22 protein-coding genes, 1 tRNA gene and 1 rRNA gene are annotated in these 25690 nt (G+C 65.9%); 16 read left to right on the forward strand and 8 right to left on the reverse strand.

The genetic code is table 11. The features are described 5' to 3' along the window. The first annotated feature begins 67 nt into the window (after nucleotides 1–67). From xseA to ACTIEZ_RS14790, 5 genes are read left to right on the forward strand one after another with little or no spacing between them, the layout of a single operon-like run. Nucleotides 68–1510, forward strand: a complete 1443-nt coding sequence (xseA, locus tag ACTIEZ_RS14770) for an exodeoxyribonuclease VII large subunit (protein ID WP_439547453.1) — start codon at nucleotides 68–70, stop codon at nucleotides 1508–1510. Beyond that, on the forward strand, nucleotides 1510–1731 hold the full coding sequence (locus tag ACTIEZ_RS14775) for a DUF2093 domain-containing protein (RefSeq protein WP_439547454.1): 222 nt from the start codon (nucleotides 1510–1512) through the stop codon (nucleotides 1729–1731). Before xseA ends, ACTIEZ_RS14775 begins: the two co-directional genes overlap by 1 nt. Next, nucleotides 1731–2582: a M23 family metallopeptidase gene (locus tag ACTIEZ_RS14780; protein WP_439547455.1), complete on the forward strand. Its 852-nt coding sequence runs from the start codon at nucleotides 1731–1733 to the stop codon at nucleotides 2580–2582. Before ACTIEZ_RS14775 ends, ACTIEZ_RS14780 begins: the two co-directional genes overlap by 1 nt. Next, on the forward strand, nucleotides 2579–3328 hold the full coding sequence (locus tag ACTIEZ_RS14785; RefSeq protein WP_439547456.1) for a 2OG-Fe(II) oxygenase: 750 nt from the start codon (nucleotides 2579–2581) through the stop codon (nucleotides 3326–3328). The genes ACTIEZ_RS14780 and ACTIEZ_RS14785 overlap by 4 nt, the downstream gene beginning before the upstream one ends. Then, nucleotides 3325–4038 (forward strand): 2OG-Fe(II) oxygenase, encoded by a 714-nt coding sequence (locus ACTIEZ_RS14790; protein WP_439547457.1) that lies wholly within the window; start codon nucleotides 3325–3327, stop codon nucleotides 4036–4038. Before ACTIEZ_RS14785 ends, ACTIEZ_RS14790 begins: the two co-directional genes overlap by 4 nt. Before the next feature lie 15 nt (nucleotides 4039–4053). Here ACTIEZ_RS14790 and ACTIEZ_RS14795 read toward each other — a convergent pair whose 3' ends face one another. Continuing rightward, complete coding sequence (locus tag ACTIEZ_RS14795; RefSeq protein WP_439547458.1) at nucleotides 4054–4629, reverse strand: hypothetical protein; 576 nt, start codon at nucleotides 4627–4629, stop codon at nucleotides 4054–4056. 115 nt (nucleotides 4630–4744) lie between these two features. Between ACTIEZ_RS14795 and ACTIEZ_RS14800 the strand changes: the two genes are divergently transcribed. The 3 genes from ACTIEZ_RS14800 (at nucleotide 4745) to ACTIEZ_RS14810 (ending at nucleotide 7977) form a co-directional block, all read left to right on the forward strand. After that, entirely contained in the window at nucleotides 4745–6670 is a 1926-nt protein-coding gene (locus ACTIEZ_RS14800; RefSeq protein WP_439547459.1) for a CocE/NonD family hydrolase, read from the forward strand. Nucleotides 6671–6681: 11 nt separating this feature from the next. Further along, nucleotides 6682–7077 (forward strand): MAPEG family protein, encoded by a 396-nt coding sequence (locus tag ACTIEZ_RS14805; RefSeq protein ID WP_439547460.1) that lies wholly within the window; start codon nucleotides 6682–6684, stop codon nucleotides 7075–7077. A 90-nt stretch (nucleotides 7078–7167) separates the two neighbouring features. Beyond that, entirely contained in the window at nucleotides 7168–7977 is an 810-nt protein-coding gene (locus tag ACTIEZ_RS14810; RefSeq protein ID WP_439547461.1) for an SDR family NAD(P)-dependent oxidoreductase, read from the forward strand. Between the two features lie 39 nt (nucleotides 7978–8016). Here ACTIEZ_RS14810 and ACTIEZ_RS14815 read toward each other — a convergent pair whose 3' ends face one another. Then, nucleotides 8017–9123 carry a PQQ-dependent sugar dehydrogenase gene (locus ACTIEZ_RS14815; RefSeq protein ID WP_439547462.1) on the reverse strand — a complete coding sequence of 369 codons (1107 nt, stop codon included), beginning with the start codon at nucleotides 9121–9123 and terminating at the stop codon, nucleotides 8017–8019. A gap of 142 nt (nucleotides 9124–9265) precedes the next feature. Here ACTIEZ_RS14815 and ACTIEZ_RS14820 point away from each other — a divergent pair, with 142 nt between their 5' ends. Beyond that, nucleotides 9266–9640, forward strand: coding sequence for a hypothetical protein (locus ACTIEZ_RS14820; protein WP_439547463.1), 375 nt, complete (start codon nucleotides 9266–9268; stop codon nucleotides 9638–9640). A gap of 100 nt (nucleotides 9641–9740) precedes the next feature. Continuing rightward, entirely contained in the window at nucleotides 9741–12317 is a 2577-nt protein-coding gene (gene clpB / locus ACTIEZ_RS14825; protein ID WP_439547464.1) for an ATP-dependent chaperone ClpB, read from the forward strand. Here clpB and ACTIEZ_RS14830 read toward each other — a convergent pair. Continuing rightward, nucleotides 12314–13819 (reverse strand): hypothetical protein, encoded by a 1506-nt coding sequence (locus ACTIEZ_RS14830; RefSeq protein ID WP_439547465.1) that lies wholly within the window; start codon nucleotides 13817–13819, stop codon nucleotides 12314–12316. The two genes, clpB and ACTIEZ_RS14830, sit on opposite strands and share 4 nt — an antisense overlap. Before the next feature lie 53 nt (nucleotides 13820–13872). Here ACTIEZ_RS14830 and ACTIEZ_RS14835 point away from each other — a divergent pair, with 53 nt between their 5' ends. Both ACTIEZ_RS14835 and ACTIEZ_RS14840 read left to right on the forward strand, forming a co-directional pair. Continuing rightward, on the forward strand, nucleotides 13873–15639 hold the full coding sequence (locus ACTIEZ_RS14835) for a putative 2OG-Fe(II) oxygenase (protein WP_439547466.1): 1767 nt from the start codon (nucleotides 13873–13875) through the stop codon (nucleotides 15637–15639). Further along, a complete protein-coding gene (locus ACTIEZ_RS14840; protein ID WP_439547467.1) occupies nucleotides 15636–16463 on the forward strand; it encodes a class I SAM-dependent methyltransferase in 828 nt (275 codons plus the stop codon). The genes ACTIEZ_RS14835 and ACTIEZ_RS14840 overlap by 4 nt, the downstream gene beginning before the upstream one ends. 113 nt (nucleotides 16464–16576) lie before the next feature. Here ACTIEZ_RS14840 and ACTIEZ_RS14845 read toward each other — a convergent pair whose 3' ends face one another. Further along, nucleotides 16577–19678: a TonB-dependent receptor domain-containing protein gene (locus tag ACTIEZ_RS14845; RefSeq protein WP_439547468.1), complete on the reverse strand. Its 3102-nt coding sequence runs from the start codon at nucleotides 19676–19678 to the stop codon at nucleotides 16577–16579. Between the two features lie 379 nt (nucleotides 19679–20057). Here ACTIEZ_RS14845 and ACTIEZ_RS14850 point away from each other — a divergent pair, with 379 nt between their 5' ends. Both ACTIEZ_RS14850 and ACTIEZ_RS14855 read left to right on the forward strand, forming a co-directional pair. Beyond that, nucleotides 20058–20942, forward strand: a complete 885-nt coding sequence (locus tag ACTIEZ_RS14850; RefSeq protein ID WP_439547469.1) for a cyclic nucleotide-binding domain-containing protein — start codon at nucleotides 20058–20060, stop codon at nucleotides 20940–20942. Further along, nucleotides 20942–21847, forward strand: coding sequence for a class II glutamine amidotransferase (locus ACTIEZ_RS14855; protein ID WP_439547470.1), 906 nt, complete (start codon nucleotides 20942–20944; stop codon nucleotides 21845–21847). Before ACTIEZ_RS14850 ends, ACTIEZ_RS14855 begins: the two co-directional genes overlap by 1 nt. Before the next feature lie 2 nt (nucleotides 21848–21849). Here the strand turns inward: ACTIEZ_RS14855 and ACTIEZ_RS14860 are convergent, their stop codons facing one another. Continuing rightward, nucleotides 21850–22905 (reverse strand): aldo/keto reductase, encoded by a 1056-nt coding sequence (locus tag ACTIEZ_RS14860; protein ID WP_439547471.1) that lies wholly within the window; start codon nucleotides 22903–22905, stop codon nucleotides 21850–21852. Continuing rightward, nucleotides 22902–23240: a TIGR04076 family protein gene (locus tag ACTIEZ_RS14865; RefSeq protein ID WP_439547472.1), complete on the reverse strand. Its 339-nt coding sequence runs from the start codon at nucleotides 23238–23240 to the stop codon at nucleotides 22902–22904. The genes ACTIEZ_RS14860 and ACTIEZ_RS14865 overlap by 4 nt, the downstream gene beginning before the upstream one ends. A gap of 144 nt (nucleotides 23241–23384) precedes the next feature. Here ACTIEZ_RS14865 and ACTIEZ_RS14870 point away from each other — a divergent pair, with 144 nt between their 5' ends. Together ACTIEZ_RS14870 and ACTIEZ_RS14875 are read left to right on the forward strand one after the other, a co-directional pair. Next, a complete protein-coding gene (locus tag ACTIEZ_RS14870; RefSeq protein WP_439547473.1) occupies nucleotides 23385–23681 on the forward strand; it encodes a Bor/Iss family lipoprotein in 297 nt (98 codons plus the stop codon). A gap of 11 nt (nucleotides 23682–23692) precedes the next feature. Then, complete coding sequence (locus ACTIEZ_RS14875) at nucleotides 23693–25222, forward strand: hypothetical protein (RefSeq protein WP_439547474.1); 1530 nt, start codon at nucleotides 23693–23695, stop codon at nucleotides 25220–25222. Nucleotides 25223–25265: 43 nt separating this feature from the next. Here ACTIEZ_RS14875 and ACTIEZ_RS14880 read toward each other — a convergent pair. After that, nucleotides 25266–25342, reverse strand: a tRNA-Met gene (locus tag ACTIEZ_RS14880). 102 nt (nucleotides 25343–25444) lie between these two features. Continuing rightward, nucleotides 25445–25559: ribosomal RNA gene (gene rrf / locus ACTIEZ_RS14885) — 5S ribosomal RNA — on the reverse strand. Nucleotides 25560–25690: the final 131 nt, after the last annotated feature.

Consider the following 25690-nt stretch of genomic DNA (forward strand, 5'->3'; position numbering starts at 1 on the left):
CAATATCACGCCAATATGTCGCGGCAAGGCGCTTTGCCGGTTTGATGGGGCGGTTTATGGAAGCGGGGTGAATGATCAGCCCGCCAGCAACCTGCCCGAATATAGCGTGTCCGAAATTGCCGGCGCGCTGAAACGCACGGTAGAGACCGCCTTTGGCCAGGTGCGGGTGCGCGGCGAGCTTTCGCAGTTCCGCCGCCAATCGAGCGGGCATTGGTACGGCAGCCTGAAAGATGAGCGGTCGCTGATCGATCTGGCCATGTGGAAGGGCACGGCGACGGGCCTGAGCTTCCGCCCGGAAGATGGCCTGGAAGTGGTGGTGACCGGCAAGTTGACCACCTATCCGGGCCGGTCGAAATATCAGTTGATCGTCGAGAAGATGGAGCCGGCCGGCGTCGGCGCGCTGCTGGCGCAGATCGAGGCGCGGCGGTTGAAGTTGCAGGCCGAAGGGCTGTTCGATCCGGCGCGCAAGCAGCTGCTGCCCTCGCTGCCGCGCGTGATCGGCGTGGTCACCAGCCCGACCGGCGCGGTGATCCGGGACATCTTGCACCGGCTGGCCGATCGGTTTCCGGCGCACGTGCTGGTGTGGCCGGTGGCGGTGCAGGGCGAAGCGTCCGCGGCGCAGGTGGCGGCGGCGATTGCCGGTTTCAATGCGATTGCCCCCGGCGGTGCCGTCCCGCGGCCTGATCTGATCATCGTGGCGCGTGGCGGCGGATCGATCGAGGATCTGGCGGCGTTCAACGAAGAGATTGTCGTGCGTGCTGCTGCTGCCAGCCACATTCCGCTGATCAGCGCGGTCGGCCATGAAACCGATACCACCCTGATCGATTACGCGTCGGACTGGCGGGCGCCCACCCCCACCGCCGCCGCCGAGCGCGCCGTGCCGGTGCGCGCCGAACTGGCCGCCAGCCTGACCATGCTCAGCGGCCGGATGGATGCGGCGCTGCTGCGCGGGCTGGCGCTGCGCCAGGAACGCGGGTTGGCGCTGGCCCGCCGGCTGCCGCAGCCGCGCAATCTGATCGGGCTGGCGGCGCAGCGCGTCGATGATCTGGCCGAGCGGCTGCCCAAGGCCCTGGACGCGCGCGCCGGCGGCTTTGCGCTGCGGCTGGAACGCGCCGGCGGGCGGCTGCGGCCGGCGCTGCTGAGCGCGCGGGTGGAGCGCGATGGCCAGCGGCTGGCGGCCATGGCGGCGCGGCTGGCCCCTGCCCTGGCGCGGCCGGTGGCCAGTGACGCCCAGAAACTGGCGCGCACCGGCGCTGGCTTGCGGCCGTTCCTGCTCGCCACGCGGCTGGCCAGTGCCAGCAGCCGGCTGAACGAGGCAGCGCGCATGCTGGCCAGCCTGGGGCCGGACCAGGTGCTGGCGCGCGGCTATGCCATTGTGCGTGGGCCAGATGGCCATGTGATCGCCAGTGCGGTAGCAGCGGCGGCACAACAAAACTTGACGATCCGCTTTGGCGATGGCGAAACGCCGGTGTTTACGAAACCGCCAGCGGCGCAGGGGAGTTTGTTCTGATGCTCGATCGTTTTGGCCGCGCTGCGCGCCTGCATTATGAAAGCGGCAGTTACCGCATCGTGGAATCCGGCGATCATGTGAACTGCGCCGTCACCAACCAGCGCATCCCGCTCGCCGCTTTGCGGTACTGGAGCCACGAACTGCAGGAAGCCTATTTCAGCGCCGACATCGCCAGCAACCGCTATGCCGAGATGCGGGCCAAGGGCATGTTTCAGCCCTGATGCGCATCTTTGCCTTGCCGCTGCTGCTGGCAACGGCAGCGATCTCCGCGGCAGCCGCGCCGCTGCCGCTGGTGGTCGATGAGCCGTTGACCGCCGTGCAGGGCCAGTTGCTGATCGCCAGCCTGCCCGCCGGCAGCCGCGATCTGCGGGTGGATGGCGTGGCTGTGCATGTCGAACGCGATGGTCGCATCATGCTGGGGGTGGATCGCGATTTCACCGGCAGCCAGCAACTGGAATGGGTGATGCGCGATGGCCGCAGCGCCCGCCGGCAAATCATGGTGACGGCCCGTGAATGGGACATTGATCGGCTGCCGGCGCGGCTGATGACCCCGGCCGACCCCAATGGACCGCGCAACCTGAAGTGGGAAGCCATGCGCGAGGCCGAGGTGGTGCAGGTGCGCGCCGCCCGCGAAGAGATCAGCCCGCTGCCGTTCTGGCGGGCGGCGTTCCAATGGCCGGCCACGGGCCGCATCTCCACCCACTTCGGTGCGCAGCGCATCTATGGCGAGGTGCCGGCGAGCTATCACAGCGGCATGGACATCGCCGCCCCGCGTGGCACGCCGATCCGGGCGCCAATCCCCGGCATCGTGCGGCTGGCGGCGGGGCCGTTCAGCCTGGAAGGCAATATCATCATCCTCGATCACGGCCGCGGGCTGCATTCAGCGATGCTGCATCTGTCGCGCATCGATGTGAAGGCCGGCGATATCGTGGCGCAGGGCCAGATCATCGGCGCCATCGGCAGCACCGGGCGATCGACGGGCCCACATCTGCACTGGGGCATGACCTGGCACGGCGTGCGCGTTGATCCGGAGGCGCTGCTGCCACCGATGCCGAAAGAAGAGAGATCATGACCGACATCATCACCGAAATCCCCCCCCTGTTTGCCTTGAATCCGGCGCTGGATCGCGCCGCGATCCGTGCGGCGCTGGCCGAAAACCGGCTGGTGCAGGTCGAAAACTTCCTCGACGCCGGTGCCGCAGAGGATTTGTGGCAGGTGTTGCGCCAGCACACGCCCTTCGGTCTGGCCTGGGCCGGCGATGGCCAACCGCTCGGCCAGCATGTGCGCCCCGAACAATTGCAGAAAATGAACCCGCAGCAGAAGGCAGCGATGGGCAATGCTGCCGCCACGGCTGCCGCCGGCGGGCGCTTTGCGTTCCTGTATGGGCAATATCCGCTGGTGGAGGCCTATGTGAACAAATGGCACCCCGGCCATCCGCTGTATAATCTGCTGGAAGAGGTGAATGCGGCGCCGGTACTGGATTTCGCGCGCGAAGTGTCCGGCCATCCCGACATCACCAGGGCCGACGCGCAGGCAACGGTCTATGCTGCGGGCCATTTCCTGACCGATCACGACGACAAGGTGGAGGAGGAGGGGCGCCGGCTGGCCTATGTGCTCAACCTGACGAAGGACTGGAAGCCCGATTGGGGCGGCTATCTCAACTTCATGGACGTCAAGGGCAATGTCGTCGCCGGGTTCATGCCGCGGTTCAACACGATGAACCTGTTTCAGGTGCCCTTGCGCCACCATGTCAGCCAGGTGCCGCAATTTGCGCCGATGGGCCGCTTTGCCATCACTGGCTGGTTCCGCACCAAATGATGCTGGCGCTGGCGCAGGCCATCGATCTACGTGCCGCCGCCAGCGCCTTTGCGCGCGATGGCCATGTGCGCTTGCAGCCATTTCTGGCCGAAGATGCCGCGATTGCCTGCCTGGCTGAGATGAAGCGCCGCGCCGATTGGGTGCAGGTGGTCAACAGCGGTGACAAGGTGTTCGAACTGTCGCGCAGCAGCCGCGCCGCGATGACGCCCGAACAGCGCGACGGGCTGGAGCAGGCGGTGCTGGCGGGCGCGCAGACCGGGTTCCAATATCGTTATGAAGCCCTGCGCCTGCCCGATGGCAATGCGCCGCCGCCGGGCGGAAATAGCGTGATTGCCGGCTGGCCGGCCTTTCTTTCGGGCGGCGCGGTGCGCGACGTGTTGCGCACCATCACGGGCGCCGATGATATCGCGTTCGCCGATGGCCAGGCCACGGCCTATGCCCCCGGCGATTTTCTGACCGGCCACGACGATGCGGTGCCCGGCAAACAGCGCCGCGCCGCCTATGTGTTCAGCCTGAACCCGGTGTGGCGGGTGGAATGGGGCGGATTGCTGCTGTTCCACGAAGACGGGCATGGCGTGCGCGGCGTGGCACCCGCCTTCAACAGCCTGGATATCTTCGCGGTGCCGCAGATGCACAGCGTGTCGATGGTCACCGGTTCGGTGCCCAACCGGCGTTATTCGATCACCGGCTGGCTGCGCGCTGCCGCCTGACGGTACGGCGCGCGATCATTCGTTCAGGCGGCGCACCCGCACCGCGATCTGGCCATCGACATTGGCAAGGAAGGTACCAACCGCCGCGCGGCGGATGCGGATGGACATGCCGGCCCGCGGATCGCGCGGGAACATCTTGCCATCGGTTTGCACCCACACGCTGTCGTCATCCAGCACGAAGCGCCAGTTGCGGGCGGGGCCCTGACGGGCGGATTTCAGGGTCGCTTCGATCTGTTGCAGCGCGCCCTGTTCATCCGAGTCCGCAGCGTCACCGGTGTCACTGCCCTTGCCGCTGCCGAACAGATTGAAACTGGGCAGCGCGATACCGAACAGGCTGCGGCGCACATTCTTCACGGCTTCGCGATCGGCCACCACCACATCGCGCTTCTCCACCGCCTCGGCCAGGGCGGACACGCCGGTGTCGAGACACGCCAACCGATCGGTGGTGTCGGTGATGTTGCGGCAATCGAGCAGTTTCTGGACAACGGCGGGCGGCGGCACCAGTGGCTTGTCGGCAGCACTGGCGGCCGCCGCGATGGTCGAGAGGCCAAGCGCCCCGGTGATGGCAATCACACTGCGTGTCAGGCGCATGGCCGATCCTTCCCGCTCCGTTTACCGGCATCCGTTACGCCAGTTCGCGCGTGTCGCCAACTGGCTTGCCCGGCGGCGGCAGGCAGGCCATGAAACAGGCAGACAGAAGGGGGACATGATGAGGATCCGTTTTTCCGGCCTGCTGCTGCTGATGGCCACCAGCGCCGTTGCCCAGATGCCGGCCAGCACACCGACGATGCAGAACGACATGACGCCCGGCTTCACCGCCGCGACGCCAGCGGCCGATTATGTGCGGCGCGAAGTGATGATCCCGATGCGGGACGGGGTGAAATTGTTCACCGTGGTGGTGATGAAGAAGGGCACCAGCAACGGCCCGATCCTGTTGACCCGCACGCCGTACAATGCGGCGCGCGCCACGGCCCGCAACCCCAGCCAGCAGATCAGCGAAATCCTGCCGATCAGCGACGCCGAACTGGTGCAGGATGGCTATATCCGCGTCTATCAGGACGTGCGCGGCATCCACAAATCCGAAGGCGATTATGTGATGAACCGGCCGCTGAAAGGCCCGCTGAACCGCACTGCCACCGATCACAGCACCGATGCCCATGACACGATCGACTGGCTGGTGAAGAATGTGCCCGAAACCAACGGCCGGGTGGCGATCACCGGATCGTCCTATCCCGGTTTCACGGCGTTGATGGCGCTGGTCGATCCGCACCCGGCATTGAAGGCCGCCGTGCCGATGTCACCGATGGTCGATGGCTGGATGGGCGATGACTGGTTCCACAACGGCGCCTTCCGCCAGACGATGCTGGATTATTTCACCGCGCAAACCGTGGCCAAGGGCAGTGGCGATCCGGTCGCAATGGGCCGGCGCGATTATTATGCCGAGTATCTGAGCGCGGGTTCGGCGGGCGCCTATGTCAAGAAATATGGCCTCGATGCGCTGCCGGCGGTGCGCAAGATCATGGAGCATCCGTCCTATGACGCCTGGTGGCAGGGCCAGGCACTGGACAAGATCCTGGGTGCCCGGCCGTTGACCGTGCCGACCATGCTGGTGGTGGGCCAATGGGATCAGGAAGACAGCTATGGCGCGCCAGCCGTCTATCGCGCGCTGGAACCCAAGGATTCGGGCAACAAGCTGCTGTCACTGGTGATCGGACCGTGGCGGCATTCGGGCGTGAATAATGACGGGTCGGGCCTGGGTGTGCTGAAATTCCAGGGCGATACCGGCCTGCAGTTCCGCCGCGACGTGATGAAGCCGTTCCTGGATTCGCATCTGAAAATCGGTGCCCCGGCCCACGACACGCCGCCGGTGCTGACCTATGCCGTCGGCGCCGACCGCTGGGATCGGCACGACCGCTTTCCGGCCGGCGAGGGCGTGAACCTCTATCTCGACGACCGCTTCAGCCTGTCATTGAACCCGCCGACGCTGGCGCAGGCGCATGATGATTATGTTTCCGATCCCGCCCATCCGGTGCCGTTCGTGCCAGTGCCGGTGAACATGCGTGATCGCGCCATGTGGGGCGCGTGGCTGGTGAGTGATCAGCGCCACGCCAGCACCCGGCCCGATGTCGTCACTTATGTCTCGGCACCGCTGAAGGCGCCGTTGCAGATCCATGGCCAGCCGGAGGCCAATCTGTTCGCCAGCACCAGCGGCACCGACAGCGACTGGGTGGTGAAATTGATCGATGTCTACCCTGAGGAGAACAGCTTCCAGCCCGATCTGGCCGGCCTGCAACTCGGCATCGGCATGGAGATTTTCCGCGGCCGCTATGTGACCGGCTTCGACAAGCCGGCGGCGCTGACCCCCGGCAAGGCGGAGCGTTATCGCTTCCTGTTGCCCGGCGTGAATCATGTGATCCAGCCCGGCCACCGGCTGATGGTGCAGGTGCAATCGAGTTGGTTCCCACTTTATGACCGCAATCCGCAGACCTTTGTGCCCAACATCTTCCACGCCCAGCCCGGCGATTATCGCAAGGCGACCCAGGGCGTGTGGCGCGATGGCCAGCGGCCCAGCCATGTGACGATCCCGGTTGTCGGCGGCGCCGCTGCCGCCCGCGCTGCCCTTCCCAACTGAAAGCCCCTGCCATGCTGAGCCTCTATCCCCTGACCACCATCGCGCTGGTGGTGGCCCTGTTCGTCTATTTCGGCCTCAGCGCCGCGGTTGGCATGGCGCGCGGCAAGTGGAACGTGCCGGCCCCGGCCTCCAGCGGGCACCCGGAATTCGACAAGCGTTATCGGGTGCAGATGAACACGCTGGAGCAATTGGCGCTGTTCGTGCCGGCGGTGCTGGTGGGGGCACCGGTGCTCGGCGATGTGATCACCGGCGGGCTGGCGGCGCTGTGGAGCCTGGGCCGCATCGTCTATGCCCGCAGCTATTACGCCGATCCCACCAAGCGCGGCCCCGGTTTCGGCCTGACCCTGTTGCCCAGCATGTTCATGCTGCTGGCCGGTGCGTGGGGAGCGGTGACGTCCCTGATCTGATGCTGCCAGGCACCCGGGCAGTTTGAAGGGCTGGCGCAGCCGCCACGCTGCGCCCACGCTGCAGCAAAACACGCCAAGGGGAGAATCGAGATGGGCAAATTGACCGGCCGGGTGGCCTTTGTGACCGGCGCCGGCAGCGGCATCGGCCGGGCCAGTGCCATTGCGCTGGCAGCCGAAGGCGCCATCGTGTTCGCGACCGATATCGATGCACCGGGCGGCCGCGAGACCGTGGCGATGATCGAAGCGGCCGGCGGCCAGGCGACCTTCCGCGGCCAGGATGTGGTGGAAGAAGCGCGCTGGGCGGAACTGGTGACGCGGGTGATGGACCTGTATGGCCGGCTCGACATATTGGTGAACAACGCCGGCATCGGCACATCGGGGCTGATCACCGATGTCACGCTGGAGCAGTGGAACCGGCAGATGGATATCAATGTCACCAGTTGCTTCCTGGGCATCAAGCACGCGCTGCCAGCGATGCGGACGGCGCGGCCGGATGGCCATGTTGGTGGGTCAATCATCAACATCTCATCGGTGGCGGGCCTGGGCGGCGCGGCCGGTATGTCGGCCTATTGCACCAGCAAGGGCGCGGTGCGGCTGCTGAGCAAGGCGGTGGCGATGGAATGCGCCGCGATGCGCGACGGCATCCGGTGCAACAGCGTGCACCCCGGCATCATCGACACGCCGATCTGGCAGAAGATCGACACGTCAGGCGCGCTGGCCGAGGCGGTGGCACCGGGAGCGAATGCGCTGAACGTCGATCAGATCGGCGCCGGGGCACCGGTGGGCCACGCCGGCCAGCCGCAGGATATCGCCGCTGGCGTGGTGTTCCTGGCCAGCGACGACAGCCGCTACATGACCGGATCGGAACTGGTCATCGATGGGGGCTGGACAGCGCATTGAGGCCGGAGGGGGTGCGGGGGCCCCCGACCGGCAAGCAGCCTAGGGTGTCACCCGCAACACCCGGCCGCCGCTGCCTTCGTCTGCATCCTCGTCGGTCGTCACCCATACCGCGCCATCGGGCGCCACTCGCACATCGCGGATGCGCGCCTTGATCGAGGGGAAGATGCGCGCCTGGCCCAGCACCTTGCCATCGGCATCGAGATCGATCCGCCGCACCTCTTGCGCGGCCAGAGCGCCGACGATCAGATCGCCCTGCCAATCCGGCCACATCGCGCCGCGATATACGGCCAGTCCCGATGGCGCGATCGACGGCACCCAGACCACGGGCGCATCGATCATGCCCTTGTACCGCTTGAACGGGCTGATGGTGGCGCCGCTGTAATCGATGCCGAGGGTGGCGACCGGCCAGCCATAGTTGCCGCCCTTCACGATCAGATTGACCTCGTCCCCGCCACGCGGACCATGCTCATGCGCCCACAGCCGGCCAGTGATCGAATCGACGGCGAGGCCCTGCGGATTGCGATGGCCATAGCTCCAGATGCTGGCCTGCGCGCCCCCCGTGCCCACGAACGGATTGCTGGCCATGGGCCGGCCATCGTCAGCCAGGCGCACGATTTTGCCCAAGCCAGACTGTAGCCGCTGCGCCTGTTCGCGATAATCAAAGCCATCGCCGGTGGTCATCACCAGGCTGCCATCGGGCAGGAACGCCATCCGCCCGCCATAATGCACCGGTGTGTCCTTGCCGGGCGTGACCTGGAAGATCACGCGGGCATCGACAAGCCGATTGCCGTCCAGTCGTGCACGGGTGATGCGGGTGAAATTATCGCCCTTGCTGCCAGCCGCATAAGACAGATAAATCAAGCGATTACGAACAAAATCCGGATGCAGCACCACATCGAACAGGCCGCCCTGGCTGTTGCGATACACGGTTGGTCCACCCGTGATCGCCCGCGGCGTCTGACCCGGCACGATGTGCAGCAGGCGGCCGCCGCGCTCCGTCACCAGCACACCGGCATTGGCGCCGGGCAGGAAGGCGATGCTCCACGGATGATCGAGCCCGCGTGCTATTTCCGTCACGCGCTCCGCCCGCGCCGCTGACGGCCCCAACAGCGTGGTGATTAACAGTATTTTTACGATATGCTTCATTTTTGACGATTCGGCTCTTTCCACGGGTCGGCAATGTGCGCTAATCTACATTTGTTAACAGAGGTAATGCCGAATGGCTTGGGCCAAAGATATGTTGCGCAGCGGACCAGCCTGGTCGGCGGCCGTTCTGGTTACCACTGTGATGGCCAGCATCATCCAGAGTTGGCAAGTGCAATCGGGCCTGATCGATCTGGGTGTCGTGATCCCGCCTGGTCTGGCGATGGAAACCGCCCTGCGGGATTTCACCGGGCTGGCGGTGCCGGTGCTGACCGTGTTCGGTATTGCGCTGGCCCTGGCGTTCCTGCTCACCACCTGGCTCAAGCCGAAGCTGCCGATGGTGGCGCCGATTGCGTGGCCGCTGGCCGGCGCTGCTGCGGTTGGCACCACGCTGGGTTTCATGCACGCCCAGTTTCAGACGACGCCGCTGGCCGGTGCGCGCGGGCCGGATGGGTTCATCCTGTTCTGCGCGGCCGGCGCGATTGGTGGGCTGGTGTTTGCCTGGCTGAAGCCACGCTGAGGCGCCTGGCGACGGATTTCGCCCGAAAAGATTCCTGTTCGCCCACACTTGTGTTGCTGTAAAGCCACACCATATCCTGTGCGAACAGGAGACATGGGCCATGAATATCGAAAAATTCAGCGATCGCGCCAAGGGCTTTCTGCAATCCGCACAGACAGTTGCGATCCGGAACAATCACCAGCGCGTGGCGCCGGAACATGTGCTGAAGGCGCTGCTTGAAGATGACCAGGGCCTGTGCGGCGGCCTGATCAAGGCAGCCGGCGGCGTACCCGCCACCGCCCTGCAACTCACCGATCAGGCGCTTGCCAAGATCGCGCAGGTGTCCGGCAGCGGCGCCCAATCGCTGAGTTGGGACAATGACACGGTGCGCGTGCTCGACAGCGCCGAACAGATTGCCACCAAGGCCAGCGACAGCTTCGTGACCGTCGAGCGGCTGCTGGTCGCGCTGGCGTTGGCCACCACCACGCAAGCCGGCAAGGCGCTGCAAGGCGCGGGCGTCACCCCGCAGGCGCTTAACGAAGCGATCAACAGCGTGCGCAAGGGCCGCACCGCCGACAGCGCCGGCGCGGAGGGCAATTTCGACGCGCTGAAGAAATATGCCCGCGACCTGACCGAAGCAGCGCGCGCCGGCAAGCTGGATCCGGTGATCGGCCGCGACGAGGAAATTCGCCGGACAATCCAGGTGCTTGCGCGGCGTACCAAGAACAACCCGGTGCTGATCGGCGAGCCCGGCGTCGGCAAGACCGCGATTGCCGAGGGGCTGGCGCTGCGCATTGCCAATGGCGACGTGCCCGATGGTCTGAAGGACAAGCGCCTGATGGCGCTCGATATGGGCGCGCTGATTGCCGGCGCCAAATATCGCGGCGAGTTTGAAGAACGGTTGAAGGGCGTGCTCGATGAAGTGCGTGCGGAAGGCAGCGATGTGGTGCTGTTCATCGATGAGATGCACACGCTGGTCGGTGCCGGCAAGGCGGATGGCGCCATGGACGCATCCAACCTGCTGAAACCCGCCCTGGCCCGCGGTGAACTCCATTGCATCGGCGCCACCACGCTCGATGAATATCGCAAATATGTCGAGAAGGACGCCGCCCTGGAACGCCGCTTCCAGCCGGTGGTGGTCGGCGAGCCGACGGTGGAAGACACGATCTCGATCCTGCGCGGGCTGAAGGAAAAATACGAGCTGCATCATGGGGTTCGCATCACCGATGGCGCCATTGTGGCCGCCGCGACCCTGTCAAACCGCTACATCGCCGACCGATTTTTGCCGGACAAGGCCATCGACCTGATGGACGAAGCCGCCAGCCGCCTGCGCATGGAGGTGGAAAGCAAGCCCGAGGAGATCGAAGCGCTCGACCGTCGCATCATCCAGCTCAAGATCGAAGCCGCTGCACTCAGCCGTGAAACCGACGCGGCTTCGCGGGAGCGGCTGGTGACGTTGAACGGTGAACTGGCTGGGCTGGAAGAGGAATCCGGCACGCTGACCCGGCGCTGGCAGGCCGAAAAGGAGAAATTGGCCGGCGCCACCCGCATCAAGGAGCAATTGGATGCCGCTCGGCTGGAGGTGGAGCAGGCGCAGCGTGCCGGCGACTATGCCAAGGCCGGCGAGCTGACCTATGGCCGCATTCCCGACCTGGAGCGCCAACTGGCGGAGGCCGAAGGCGCCACCGCCGATGCCATGGTGCGCGAGGAAGTGACCGGTGACGACATCGCTGGCGTGGTCAGTCGCTGGACCGGCATTCCAGTTGACCGCATGTTGCAGGGCGAGCGCGACAAGTTGCTGAAAATGGAGAGCATCTTGTCGGCCCAGGTAATCGGCCAGGCCGCGGCGGTGAAGGCCGTGTCCAGCGCCGTGCGCCGGGCGCGCGCCGGCTTGCAGGACCCCAATCGGCCGCTCGGCAGCTTCCTGTTCCTCGGCCCCACCGGCGTCGGCAAGACCGAGCTGACCAAGGCGCTGGCGCAATTCCTGTTCGACGATCCGCGCGCCATGGTGCGGCTGGACATGAGCGAGTTCATGGAAAAGCACAGCGTTGCCCGGCTGATCGGCGCGCCCCCCGGCTATGTCGGTTATGAGGAAGGCGGCGTGTTGACCGAAGCCGTGCGGCGCCGCCCCTATCAGGTGGTGCTGTTCGACGAGGTGGAAAAGGCCCACGGCGACGTGTTCAACGTGCTGCTGCAGGTGCTCGATGATGGCCGGCTGACCGATGGCCAGGGCCGCACCGTGGATTTCACCAACACGTTGATCATCCTCACCTCCAATCTGGGCTCGCAATACATCGCCGCCCTGCCGGATGGCACGCCGGTGACGGATGCCGAAGGCGCGGTGATGGAGGTGGTGCGCGGCCATTTCCGGCCGGAGTTCCTGAACCGCCTAGACGAAATCGTTCTGTTCCAGCGGCTTGGCCAGGAAGCGATGGGGCCGATCGTCGATATCCAGGTGCTGCGCGTGGCTGCGCTACTGAAGGATCGCAAGATCACCCTGAATCTGACGGATGCTGCCCGGCGCTGGCTGGCGCGGGTCGGCTATGATCCGGTCTATGGCGCCCGCCCGCTGAAGCGCAGCGTGCAGAAACATCTGCAGGACCCGCTCGCCGAGCTGATCCTGGCCGGCACGGTCCCGGACGGCAGCACGGTGAATGTGGACGAGGGCGAGGGCAAGCTGGCGCTGGTGCCGGCCTAGAATCCGGCGACCAGTTGCAGCAGGGCCTGGCGGCCGACCGGCGCGGCGCCAGCATCGTTGGCGTTGCTCAGGCTGGCGATGATCCGCACCTTGTCGGTCAGTTGCCGTTCAAGGCTGGCGTCGATGGCGCTGCGGGCCGGTTCGCCGGCAAGGCTGGAACGGTGGCGCCAGCCCGCGGTAACGGCCCATTTGCCTTGCTCCACGCCGACGCGCAGCAGGCTGGCAAAGCGGGCGACCGGCAGCAGCGTGACGTCGGCCCGCTGGTGATGCGTGGCCATGGCGTTCACCAGCAATGTGGTTGATTCCGCTATGCTTCGCCGGACGGAGAGCGACACGTCGACGGCCTGGACCCGTGCCGGCCCCGCTGTTTGGCTGCGCCAATCGACCGCCAGCGCCACGCCGGGCAGAAAGGCCGGCACGGCAACCAGCCCGATGCTGCGCCCGACTCCGCTGAGGGTGGCCAGATCATCGACGCCGCGCGCCACCTGCCCCCGCAGCGCCAGGCCAGGGAAGAACTCCCAGCGGGCGCGTGCTTTCCACAGCGGCTCGGACCGGCCGGCGATCCAGGCCTGGCGCCAGCCAAGTTCCAACGACAGATTCTCGGCTGCCGGGCGATCCTGCAGCAACGGCAGATAGGCTTCGGCATAGGCCTCCCGCGCCAGAACCCGTGCCGGGCCAAGCCGCAAGCGCCGCATTTCACCGCCGAACGCGAGGCTGATCGGTTCTGCGGCGCCAGGGAGGATCAGGCCGGTGGTGCGGCTGACGCCGCCAGACACCAGGCTTTGGCGGCTGCTGCCGGTGTTGGCGCTGTGCGCACCGCTGGCCAGCGCGAGCGACCACTGCCAGGCGCTGCCGCCGGCCAACTGCAGCGCGAGGTCATGATAATCGGCCTGTGCGGCGCGTTCCCGCCGGGTGGCCAGCAGCGCGCGACCGGACAGGGTGGCACCCGCCATCTCGCGGGCGAAACGGCCGCCTAAATGCCAGCGACCCTGCCCGGTTGCCGCCAGTCCAGCGGGCGTGGCCAATGCGCCGCCCTGGGTGAAGCCGCCGCCGATCCAGCCGGAATTGCCGCCGATCCGCAGATCCAGACCTCGGATGCCGCGCCCGGATTGCGCGCCGGCCATCGCCCAAACGCGGCTGCCACTGTCGGCACGCGCGTGAGACAGATGCAGGGTGCCGGCGATGGCACCTGCCCCATCGGCCATGCCGGTCGGCCCGGCACTGAGCGCGGCTTCCCCTAGCCAAGCGATTGGCAGCATGGACAAATCTACCTGCCCGCCCGCCGCCGGTGTAAGGCGCATGCCATCGAGCAACACCAAGGTGCCGGGCAGCCCGGACAGCGAGACTCCCCGCCCGGCCGGGGTCAACAGGCGCCAATCCGCCAGGGCTTCGCCCGTGAGCACCGCGCCGCGCTGGCGCAGACGGGTTTCGCCCAGCACATGTTCGGTGATCATCGCTGGGCGCGGCGCCATCGCGGCATCCATGGGCAGATCGATGGGCATCAGCGCCCTTCTAACGTCTGGACAGGCAAAGGCCAGCCAGCCAATGTTTTGGCATGGATATCAACGCCCTGTTCGCGCGGGCCGAGCGCGCCTTTTCCGCCGGGCAGCATGCAGCGGCGCGAGCCGATCTGGCGCAGGTGCTGCGACTGGCCGGTCCGCAGGCCCCGGTGCTGCATCTGGTGGCATTGAATGAGGCACGTGCCGGACAGGCGGCGGCGGCGCGGGCAGCGTTTGGGAACGCGATCAAGGCCGCGCCCAATGATGCGCAAGTGCTCAACAACTATGCCAACTTCCTGAATCAGCAAGGCGAGGCCGAAGCGGCGCTCAAGCAATATGACGCTGCCCTGCATGCGGCACCAAAGCTGCATCAAGCGCGATTGAACCGGGCGATATTGCTCAACACGCTGGGCCGGCATGCTGCGGCGCGCGGTGATGTCGATGCGTTGCTGGCGATGCTGCCGAACGACCCTGCCGTGCGGCAGACCAGTGGTGCCATCCATTTGGCAAGCGGCCATCTGGCGGATGCTGCAACGGATTTCGATGCCGTGTTGGCACAAAGGCCGCAGGATTTGAAGGCATTGCATGGCCGTGCGCGCGTGGCGGCGATGGCCGGTGATGAGGCGCTGGCCATCGGACTGTACCGGGCGGCGCTGGACCAGGCGCCAGACGATGGCGAGCTGGCGCTCGGTCTGGCCGAGGCGCTGGAGGCCGCGGGCGAGGATGGTGCGATAATCATTCTGGAACAGGCCGTTACCCGCAGCCCGGCCTGGCGGGGAGGACAGGATGCGCTGGCCCGGATGCGGGCCGAAGCCGGGGCGGGCGATGCGTTCGACGCCAGCTATCGCCTGGCCATTGCCGCCAGACCGGATGATGCGCCCCTGGCGCTGGCCCATGTCGCGTGCCTGTTTTCGGCTGATCGCTGGGAAGCGGCGTTGACCGTGCTGGACGCGGTGGTGGCGCGGCATGGTCGCAACGAAACCAGTGATTTGTACGAAGCGATGCTGGCGACAAATGTCGGTGATACCGGGCGGGCGCAAGCGGCGTTGACGCGTGTCGGCCCTGTGCCACAGGCGGCGCTGACACGGGCGCGACTGGCCTTGCGCACAGGCGATCCGGGGCTGGCAGCCTCCGTGCTGGAGCCGTTGGCGCGGGCTGATCTGAATGCGGTGAATTTGTGGGCGCATCTGGATATTGCCTGGCGGTTGTTGGGTGATGCGCGGCATCAGTGGTTGTCGGGCCAAGAGGGTTTGGTGGCGACGCAAGATATTGAATATGCGGGTGATTGGGCAGAGCTGGCCGCGGTGTTGCGCGGGTTGCACCATGCCCGCGCCCACCCGATCGGGCAGAGTCTGCGCGGTGGTACACAGACACGCGGGCGATTGTTCGGGCGGCCGGAGCCAACGGTCAAAGCCCTGGGGGAGGCGATATCGGCGGCAGTGCTGCGCCATGTCGGGGGGCTACCGCCGGCCGATCCGGGCCATCCCTTGCTCCGCGATCGGCATAAGCGGCCCGAATTTTCAGGAAGTTGGTCTGTGCGGTTGGTGGGCGGCGGCTTTCATGTCGCGCATATCCACCCGGCGGGGCGGCTGTCGTCGGCGTGCTATATTGTCTTGCCAGAGGGTATTGATGCACCGGACCAGCCTGGGTGGCTGGAAGTTGGTGGGCCGCCGGCAGAATTGGGTCTTGAGCTCAAGCCTCTGCACTTGATCCGGCCGCAACCGAAACGGCTGGCGTTGTTCCCGTCCACCCTGTTTCACGGTACCCGTCCGTTCCCGGCCGGGGAACGGATGACGGTGGCGTTCGATGTGGTGCTGACATGAGCGAGGCGTGGAGCCGATACTGGGCCCGCGAAACCAGTGGCGCCTGCCTGCCTGGTGCGCCGCCGGCCGTGCAAAATGCCTTGATCGGGGCCTGGCAGCGCTTCGCCAGGGGCCAAACCGCGGGCACCCGGGTGCTTGATGTGGCATCCGGTGGCGGTTCCGTGCTGAAGATCCTGTTGGAAGGCCGGACGGACTTTGTCGGAACCGGCATCGACGCGGCTGACGTGGGTCCGGCGGCGGTTGCCCTGGGTGTGCGCGGCGGTATCGATGCCCATGCCCTGCCCTTCGCCGATCGCAGCTTTGATATGGTCACCAGCCAGTTCGGGCTGGAATATTGTGGCCGCGCGGCGTGGGCGGAGGCTGTGCGCGTGCTGGCGCCGGGCGGGCGGTTGATGCTGATCTGTCATCACCGGGACAGCATGGCCGTGCTGCACAATGGCCGAAGGTTGAACGCAATGCAGGCCATGGCGGATGCCGGGTTGTTCGAAGTCGCCGAATCCCTGGCGGCCGGGCGCGGTGAAGACCCTGCCATGGCCGCAAACATCGCGGCAGCGCGCAGTGCCCATGCCGCGCAGCCGGTGACGCAGGAACTGCCGGCCGCGCTGGGCCATTGGGCGCGGGCGGGGCGGCGCGATGCGGTGGCGGCAATCCGGGCGGAGGCCGAGGCCGAGATGGCGCGGTTGGCGGCGATGCAGGCTGCAGCGCTGGATGCCGACGGTATTGCCGATCGGGCAGCGTGGCTGGCACCGGTGGCGGTGCGGGTCGAGGTGCTGGCTGGGCCGGATGGGCCGATCGGCTGGGTGATGACGGGGAGCAGACCTTAGCAGGAAGCCCTGATCCGGTCCCACCCCCTGCCCCGCTTCGGCAGAGGAGGGGCGAAACGAAAAAGGGCGGCGAGTTCCCTCGCCGCCCTTTTTTTTGGCCGTTCGGCAGCCGCTTAGAAGCGGAAGCCGAGCGAGATGAAGTAATCGCGGCCCAGCACGTCATACACCCCTGGGAAGGTGTTCGACTGCTGCTGGTTCGAGCCGAGGATCGGTGGCGCCTTGTTCAACAGGTTGTTCACACCGGCGGTGATCGCAACATTGTCGCTGATGTCGTAAGCGAACGACAAGTCGAACAGGCTGTAGCTACCGATGCGCTCGACGGTACGGACAGCGACGTTATCGTCGTTGACCGGGCCCATGAAGCGCCAGCGCAGGTTGGTGGTCAGCCCACCATCCATCCAGGTCAGACGGCTCTGGCTCTGGAACTTGGACTGCGGAATGCAGTTCAAGCCGAAGCGACCAGCGCACTCGATCACGTTGTTCACACCGTTCACCGGCGTGAAGGTGTTACGCTCGGCAACGGTCCCCAGGAAGTTGAAGTTCAGGCGCGATTCGCTGCTGAACAGACCAAAGGCCAGCGGCACGGTGTAGTCGACGCCGATATCCCAACCGCGTGTTTCGAGCGACGACAGGTTGGCTGCACCGGCGAAGATCACGGCCTGGTTGCCATCCGGGTTGAACGCCGCATCGATAGCGCCAGTGGCGGCGTTGCGGGTGATCAACTGGCAGAAGCCGTTGTTGGGATCCTGGAAGGTGCGATAGCACAGATCGAGGATGTTGGCGGCACCGCCCCCGGCAGTCGCAATGGCGTTGCCGATTTCGATGTTCCAGTAATCGACCGTGATCGACAGGCGCGGGATGAACGACGGCTTCAGCACCACACCGGCGGTCCAGGTGGTCGCGACTTCGGCGTTCAGATTCGGGTTACCACCGGTGCGGGCCTGAATCTGCTCGTTGGGCTGCAGCGGACCGGGGATCGGACCACCGAGGTTGGATGCCGGCACGCCAGTGGCGATGCAAGTATTGCGCAGCGGGCCAGGCGCCAGCGCCGCATCCGTGGCGCACGGATCGTTGGCACGCGGTGCACCGATGCCGCCACCGCCGAACAGTTCGCCGACGTTCGGCGCACGGATCGCGCGGCTGTACTGGCCGCGGAAGGTGATGTCGCGGATTGGCGACCACTGGCCACCGATGGCGTAGGTCCACTGGCCACCGACGGTCGGCAGGCTGTAATCCGAATAACGGCCGGCTGCGGTGATTTCCAGCTTCTCGAAGAACGGCTGACCCGACGCGATCGGGATCAGCAATTCGGCGAAGACTTCCTTGGCGTTGTAGCTACCGGAGGTGGGGTTGATCGCATTGAAGCCGATCACGTCACCGGTCGAAAGCGCGGTGTCCGGGATGAACTCGGACGCCAGACGCCGATATTCGACACCGGCGTTCACAGCGACATCGCCGCCACCCCAGCCCAGATCGAACAGCGGACCGCCGACGTTGGCCTGCGCCACTTCCAGCGACGAGATGGTGCTGTTCTGCGCGATGATCGAGATGGCACGCAACTGGGCCTGGGTCGCGGCCCCTTCACCGAAGAAGTTGACGGGCGCCCGGGTGCCCAACAGGGCGCCTTCGATGGCCGCGCGCGAGACGTTGCCTTCCTGGATGTTGGCATTGCGGGTGCGCGAATAGCTGTAATAGGCGTCGTAGTTCCAGCCGCCACCGATATCACCGCGGACACCGGCGAGGACACGGAAGCTGTGGCGTTCATCGTTGTTGATACGCGGGCTGCTGCCCGGCATGCGCCAGTTGAAGCTGGCCTGGATGACGCCAGGGGCATTGGCGGCCGCCGACTGACCTGCGAACAACGGACCAAGCGCCGTCACTGGGTTACCAGCAAGGTTAAGCCCGGTGCAGGCCGCATTGGTTGCAGCACCGACAGCGCAGCCGTTGGCAGCATCGATGGCTGAACGCCGGGCGTTGATGGCGGTTTCATTCGCGTCGATCTGGTTCAGGCGACCAACATCGGCAGCGGTCAGGAAGGGCGAAACCGCACTGATGCGGATCGGCACGGTCAAGCCGACCGGGGTCGGCGCCAATTCAGCGCGAACGATGTTCTGCACATAGGACACTTCGGTGTAAGCGGTAATGCCGGGCGAAATTTCATAATCGGCATAGCCACCGAGCAGGTAGCGTTCCTGCGGCACCATCAGATAGTTGACGGGTGCATAGTTGTACGCATCCTGCGGGTTGCGATAGGCCGTGGCGTCAGCGCCGGGGGTCAGGAAGATGCCGCCAAAGCCGGTGCCGAAGGAACCGACGCCGCGATCAAGAACTTCGCAGCCACCCGGGTTGGCGGCGCCGCCAGTGGCCGGGCAATTGGTGCCGGCTGGGAGCGGACCATTGGCCGGGTTGAACAGCACCGAAGTGCCAGGCACCTGAAGGCGGTTCTGCGGGACGAACGACGAACCGCCGCTGACGAAACCGGTCCGCGCCGCGTTATCGGTAAGCGCGTTTGCGGAGAACCCGCGCTGACCAGCAAAGATCGGCTTGCGGTTGTAATAGCTGCCGTAAACCGTGGCATGGCCGCGGCCATCAGCGAAGGTGCCACCAAAGGCCACGTTCAGGTCGAGGCGATTACCATCGCCACGCTCGGTCAGGCTGTTGGTGATGTTGGCCTGGAAGCCTTCGACGTTCTTCAGCTTGAAGTTCACGACGCCGGCGACGGCATCGGACCCGTAAACGGCTGCAGCGCCGCCCGTGATGGTTTCCACACCTTCGGTCAGAAAGGCCGGGATGGTGTTCAAGTCGACCACCTGATCGGTGCTGTAGAACATCCAGCGACGGCCGTTGACCAGCACGGAGGTGCGAACCGCGCCAAGGCCGCGCAGGTTCAGCGTGGCGACGCCGCCACCCGGGTTGTTCGAGAAGGCGGTGGTGCCAGGCACGACCTGCGGCAGGGTGTTGATGATGCTTTCGACGTTCACCGCGCCGAAGTTGCGGAATTCTTCACCCGACACGACGGCGAGCGGCGCAGGGCTTTCCAGATCGCGGCGCGCAATACGCGAACCGGTCACGACGATGGCTTCGACATCGTCAGCGGCAGCAGCAGCGGTGGCAGTCTGCGCGAAGGCCGGGGCAGCGCCAAAGGCCAGGCCGATGGCAAGGCTGGCGGCAAGGCTGGTGCGGCCGGTCTGTTCCAGAAGTGTTTTCTTGATCACATTATCCCCCTTTAGGAAGGTCAAAAAAAGGTCGCCGGCAAACGAAAGGTCTGAGAGCAGATGCCCTCGCCCGGCTTGTGGGTGGTAGTGCATGAACCGCGCCCGCCCTGTAAAGCCAAAGGCGGGCAATGCCGGGCGTTCATGCAAGCTTCACCGGCCATTGTTGCCCAAATGCAACAGTATCCGGGCATACGCCGCGATTTCGACTCGGCTGAGCGCAATCCTCGCTGGCATTTCCCGGCTGGCAGCGGCGTTTGACGTCGTGTACCATATTGGCAACACACATGTTTGCCGGGGGGCAGAGGGTATGGCTGGGGTCGGACAAATGGCAGGGCAGGCTGCGCTTGCGGCATTCGGGCAAGTCGGTTGGCTGGCCGGAATGCCAGCCGATGCCATTGCCACCTTGGCGGCAGCGGCCGAACATTTTGCCGTTGACGCCGGCAGCCGGCTGTTTGCCCAGCATGATGTGGGTGATGGCCTGTATCTGATCACGGCGGGGCGCGTTTCGGTGCTGGGGCGCACGCCGGGCGACGGCCGTGTGGCGCTTTCGGCGCTGGAGCCGGGCGCGGTGCTGGGGGAATTCTGCCTGCTGGATGGCGGGCGGCGCTCGGCTGATGCCATGGCGGTGACGGCGGTGAGCGGTTGGCGGCTGGCGCTGGCGCGTTATGCAGCGCTGCAGGCGGCTGCGCATCCGGCGGCGGTGGCGCTGGGCGCGGCGCTGCGCCGGCAGGTGGCGTCGCGCAGCAGCGTGCTGGTGGCCGGGTTGTCTGGCGCGGCGGCTGCCGAGACGGCCCAGGGGCTGCCGACCGCGCCCGTGGCGGCGGAGCGGTTGGCGGCGCGGCTGCACAGTTTTCCAGGCTTTGATCGGTTCGCGGCAGCAGACTGGGCGGCGCTGGCAGCGGCCGGGCAAGGTTTGCAGGCGCAGCGCGGCACGGTGCTGGCGCCGGCCGGCGTGCCAAAACTCGTGATGATATTGCGCGGCGCATTGCTGTGGCAGGCGCCAACGGACGGCTTGCAACTGCTGGTGCATGGGCCCGGCGCGTTGGCGGGCGCGGCGGCTTTCGTGGCCGGCGTGCCCTGGCCGGCCCGGCTGCTGGTGCGCGAGGATGCCGAATTATTCTGCCTGGATGAACTCCCACCCGAAACCGGCAGCCTGGGCCGGCAACTGGCGGCGATGCTGGGCGTGGCGCTGGTGCGCGACCAACGCCGGCTGACCCGGGTGCGCGGCCGGATCGAGGCTCTGCAGATGATGGCAGCGGCCTGATGTGCCGGATGCTGGGCTATATCGGGGCGCCGGTGCTGTTACAGGATCTGGTGGTGCGGCCAGACAACGCGCTGCTGAATCAGACCACCGATGCACAGTTGCTGGCAATGTTGAACCTGGCCGGCTTTGGGCTGGCGGCGTGGAATGATGATCTGGCCGACGCCCATTTGCCGCTGACCTTTCATTCCACCAATGTGGCGGTGTTCGATGCCAATCTGCGGGCGCTGGCGGCGCGGCTGCCGGTGCGCAGCCTGGTGGCGCATTTGCGCGGCGTGCCGCTGGACGGCAGCGCGACGATCAATCAGCAGAGTCTGCACCCGTTTCAGCTGGCGGGCAGCCCGTTGGTGCTGGCGCACAATGGCGATCTGGCCAACTTCGGCGCGATGCGCAGCAGCCTGTGGCCGCACATCAAGCCGGACATTGCGCGGCGGATGACGGCGCTGACCGACAGTGCCTTCCTGCATGCCCTGATGCTGAGCCAGCTGGACGATCCGGCCGGGCCATTCACCGCGGCGGAGATTTTCCGGGCCATCACGGCCGCGCTGCGGGTGGTGCGGCGGGCGCGTGCCGATCATGGCATTCACCGATCATCGTCGGTCAATCTCGTGGCGTCGGACGGGCGCAATCTGGTGGCGACGCGCTTCACCTTTGATTTCGGGCGGTTCGAAACGCCGCCGTTCCAGGGTGGGATCGAATATCTGAGCCAATGGTTCACCATCGGCGAGCGTTATGCCTTTGCCGATGGCGAATGGAAGATGACCGGCGGCAGCGGGGCCGGCACGCTGGTTGCGTCCGAGCCGTTGACGCGCGATGTGTCGACCTGGGTGGAGGTGCCGGAATATGGCGCGCTGCTGGTGGAGGCCGATGGCGCGGTGCGGCGGCGGATCGAGATGATCGACTGCTGAATCTACCCCGTGTTGAGGTTGTATTTCATGATGCGGCCGTGGGGTCCGTTGCGATCACGTTCCATGGCATAGACTTCGCCTTGCGGGCCGGGCTGCAACACGGCGGCGATCTCGGCACGGTCGGTGGGGGTCAGTTCCAGCGCGGTGATGCCCAGAGTGGCGGGCAGATGGCGGGGGTGGCTGGCGCCGATGATGACGGCGGCAACCTGCGGTTGATCGAGCACCCAGCGCGAAGCGACCTGCGCGATGCGGGCGCCGTGGCGGCGGGCGATGGCATCCAATGTGGCGAGCAGCGCCTGAAACGCATCCCAGCCGCCATATTCATCGATGACGAGGCGGTATTTGATGCGGCTGCGGTTGCTGATGCTACCCGCCGGATCCGGTGCGCCGAGCCAGGCTTCATCGAAAAAGCCGCCAGCCAGCGTGCCATAGCACAGGTAGCGCGTACCAATTTGCCCGGCGAGCGCGGCCATCGCGTGGGCCGGGCGGCGATCGAGCAGCGAATATTGCACCTGCATGGTGGCGAAGGGCACGCCGGCCGCGGCAACTTGCGCAACGCGTGCGGCATCGAAATTGGTGCCGCCGATCAGCCGGATCTTGCCTTCGCGTTGCAGATCCCGCAGCGCCAGCGCGGCGTCGATCAGGCGGGGCTGATCATAATCCCACCAGTGGAACTGCACGAGATCAAGCCGTTCCTGACCGAGCCGCTGCAAGGAGCGATCGATGATGGTGGCGACATCGGCCGAGGTGATGGCAGGCAGGATGGCCAGATCGGGCACGAACTTGGTGTGGACCTTCAGGCGGGCCAGTGCATCCTCGCCGCGCGTGTTGGCGAGGTGGCGGCGGAAATCGCCGATCAGGCTTTCGACGCCGGTATAGATATCGGCACAATCCAGCGTGGTGATGCCGGCATCGTAAAAGGCGAGCAGATCGTCGCTGACATGGGCGTGATCGACCGTCCCATGATCGCCGGCCAGTTGCCAGCCGCCACGGATCAAGCGGGAGATTTCATGGCCTTCGGCCAAGGTGGTTCGTTCGATGTGCATTTCGGGGGTCATGGCTTCTCGGTTGCGGTCGTCTGGCTGCGCGAAAAACGGCGCTTGCCGAGCCGGGTGATACGCAGGCGTGACGGACAGTTGGGATCGGGACAGGCAATTTCAGCGTCGCTGTCCATCCAGTCGTTGGGGTGGGTGACGCGCTGTTTCGCAGCCAGCAACGGCAGCACGGCGGCGAGACTGTAGAGCGAAAAGCCCTGGTCGGGCGGCAGGTGAATGAGCTCACCACGCAGTTCAAACCAGTCACCGGGGCTCGCGTTGCACCAGAGTTTGGCGCCCGGCGGTGCGATTACCTCCACGCGCAGATCATAGAGTTCGAAACTATCGTCCGCCGTCATGGGCGGGCTCTTGCCTCAGCCGGGCAATGATTGCCAGTGTGCAAAATGCAATTCTGGCGGTGGTGAGCGCGGGAAAAGCGTGTCATCCTGCCATACGGGTCGGTTTCTGATGGGGAGAGGCCTGTGTTGCGTCCGTGTGTTGCCATGCTTGTTGCCGTCGCCTTGCCCGGCTGCGCCTATCATTCGTTGACTGTGCCGGTGCCGAACCGCGGCGATCAGAATCTGCACGCTGTGGATAGCAATGCCATCGGCTGGGGCGCCATCGAGGATCCAAAGAAGGCCGAAGCCTGCATCGGCACCAACAGCATCAGCGACGTGCAGGTGCGCACGTCGTTTCTGCAATCGCTGGCCACGGTGTTGACGTTGGGATTCTGGCAGCCGTCGCACATCCGTTATCGTTGCGGGAAATTGCCGACCGGTGAAGGCGAAATTCCGAGCTGAGGGAGGCGGCGATGGCGCGCATTTTGCAGTTTGACGATACCACCTGGCACAATTGGCATTTCACCGAACGCGACGTGCCAATTGCGGCGCGGTTTGAACTGCATCGGCGCGCCAGCGCCAGCATGGCCGAAATGCGCGCCGGCGCGGCCGCCGTGCAGGGCTTGATCGGGCGGGCGTTTGCCGAGCGGCGACGGCTGCGCGCGCATGGCAGCACCTGGTCGTTCTCGGCGGCGCCGTCCGTGCCGGGCGGCTGGCCGCTGGCGACCGGATATGCCAATCAGTTGTTTGCGCTGCCGGCCAGCCATGTGCCGGCGGGGTTCATCGGCGATCGCGATGGGCTGGTGCTGTGCCAGACCGGGATTTCGGTGGCAGAGCTGAACATGTGGCTGGAGCCGCGCGGGCGGTCGCTGGCCACCACCGGCGCCTCGAATGGGCAGACGTTCGTGGGGGCGATGAGCTGTTCCACGCACGGATCGGCGGTGGATCATGGCGCCATCCAGAGCCAGGTGCGCGCCATCCAGTTGATCCCGGCGCCGGACCGAAACCTGTGGATCGAGCCGGCAGCCAATCCGGTCACCGATGGCCGATTGGCGGCGGAGCTGGGTGCCACCGTGGTGCGGGACGACCGGCTGTTTGCGGCGGCCCTGGTATCGCTGGGGGCGCTTGGGGTGATCCATGCGGTGCTGGTGGAAAGCGTGCCGCGCTTTCTGCTGGCAAGCTATCGCCAGCGGGTGCCGGCCAGCCCGGCTCTGTTGGCGGCGATGGCCAGTCTGGATGATGCGGATTTCGCCGGCGCCGATCTGCCTGGCAACGCTGGCCGGCGGCCGTATTTCTTCCAGTCAGTGATCAACGATCATATCGATCGGGGCTTTGCCTATGTAACCTGCGGCTATCGCGGCGATTGGCAGAGCGGGCATGTGCTCGATTACAGCATCCAGCCGCGGCGCAGTGCCGGCTATAATCTGGCGACGGTGGTGGCCAATCTGCTCGACGCGGCGCCGGGGCTGACGCCGATGATCACCAAGGCGGTGCTGGCCGACCAGTTGAGCCCGATCGATGGCCGGGTGGGGAGTTGGGGGCAGAGCTTCAACTTCACCACGCCGCGGGCCGGCACGGCCGGAGCATCCGTGGCGGCGCCGGCGGACAGGGTGCACGAGGTGCTGGCGATTTTTCATGCTGCGCTGAAGAAGGTCGGCAAGGCGCCGGTGGCCTTTGCCTGCCGCTATGCGCGGGGCTCGCCGGGGTGGCTGGCGTTCATCCGCTGGCCGCAAAGCGTGATCGTGGATATCGACGGCCTGGACAACGGCGCGACGCGCAACGTGATGGCACAGGCGGTGGCCGATCTGCGCAGCGCCGGCGTGCCGCATGCCGAGCATTTGGGCAAGTTGAACCAGGCAGCGGCCAGCAGCGTGCGCAATGCCTATGGCGATGATCTGGAACGCTGGCTGGCAGCGCGGGTCGATCTGCTCGATCGGGAAGGCGAATATGTGTTCGGCAGTGACTGGCTCGACCGGCTGGGGCTGACCAACCGAACGTTCTGAACACAGAAAACCCCGCCGGTTTGACCCGGCGGGGTTTTGATCTTGGTTGCGGGGGCAGGATTTGAACCTGCGGCCTTCAGGTTATGAGCCTGACGAGCTACCGGGCTGCTCCACCCCGCGACAAACCTTAAATCCCTCAGACGCGCAAAGGCGCCCGGTGGGGCGCCTTGGCGTGATCGGAGAGTTGTGAATGGATATTTCCTGCTGATTGCCGGCTGCAAGGCCTGGCGGCGTCCTACTCTTCCATCGCTTGAGCGAAAGTACCATTGGCGCTGCCTGGTTTCACGGCCGAGTTCGGGATGGGATCGGGTGGGTCACAGGCGCTATGACCACCAAGCCATGAAGCCGGCAAACAGGGGGATTTGAACGATGCCAGACACTTGCGTGCTGTAACAGTGATGTCGTTGATGGTGGGATCTTCAGGCGCGACCAGAGTAATTAGGACCGGTTAGCTGAATGCATTACTGC

The sequence above is a fragment of the Sandarakinorhabdus sp. genome, assembly GCF_051860625.1.
Lineage (GTDB): Bacteria > Pseudomonadota > Alphaproteobacteria > Sphingomonadales > Sphingomonadaceae > Sandarakinorhabdus.